This window comes from Mitsuaria sp. TWR114 (assembly GCF_007997345.1).
In genome coordinates this window covers 1-820 of sequence record NZ_VOSR01000570.1, presented here as the reverse complement: position 1 = coordinate 820, position 820 = coordinate 1, and the positions used below count along the sequence as shown (strand labels likewise).

Sequence of the window (820 nt, the reverse complement as noted above, 5' to 3'; positions counted from 1 at the left end):
GCGATGCGCTCCAGCGCCTGCTGTCGCAGGCGCTGCTGCATGATGAACAGGTCGACGAAGACCCGCACCTTGCTGCGCAGCACGTCGGGAATGACGGGCGAGAGGATGTAGTCGACCGCACCCAGCGAGTAGCCCTGCGCGGTCTGCAGCTCGTCGGCGTAGGCGGTGACGAAGATGATGGGCGTGTGCGCCGAGCGCCGGTAGCCGCGGATCAGCCGCGCCGTCTCCAGGCCGTCGATGCCCGGCATGTTCACGTCCATCAGGATCACCGCGAACTGCTGGCGCAGCACCTCGCGCAGCGCCTCGCTGCCCGAGCGCGCGATCACCAGGTGCTGGTCGAGGTCGGCCAGGATGGTCTCGAAGACCAGCAGCTTCTCGGGCAGGTCGTCGACGATCAGGATGCTGGCGCGCTCCGCCGCGTCGGGCGTCGCGTAGCCGTCGAAGAGGGCGCTCAGCGGCATAGCCAGCCCCGCAGCACCGTCAGCATGTTGGCGGGGTCGACGGGCTTGGAGAGGTAGTCCCAGGCGCCGGCCTCGATGCACTTCTGGCGGTCGCCCTTCATCGCCTTGGCGGTGACCGCCACCATCGGCAGCTCGCGGCCGCGCGGCAGGCGGCGGATCTGCTGCATGGTCTCCAGGCCATCCATCTCCGGCATCATGATGTCCATCAGCACGATGTCGATCGACGGATCCTCCTGCACCAGGCGGATCGCCTCGCGGCCGTTGTCGGCCGAGACGATCACCATGCCGTGGCTGTCCAGCACGGTCGCGAGCGCGAAGATGTTGCGCATGTCGTCATCGACGATCAGCGCCTTCTTGCC

General features: G+C 67.9%; 2 protein-coding genes. Both read right to left on the bottom strand.

Annotation, left to right across the window (positions count from 1 at the left end; translation table 11 throughout):
• The coding region (locus FUT87_RS19625; protein ID WP_147242113.1) for a two-component system response regulator at positions 1-461 on the bottom strand (461 nt) is incomplete at its 3' end.
• Positions 452-820 (bottom strand): response regulator (locus FUT87_RS19620; RefSeq protein ID WP_147242112.1); only part of this gene is annotated, 369 nt, incomplete at its 5' end. The genes FUT87_RS19625 and FUT87_RS19620, both read right to left, overlap by 10 nt.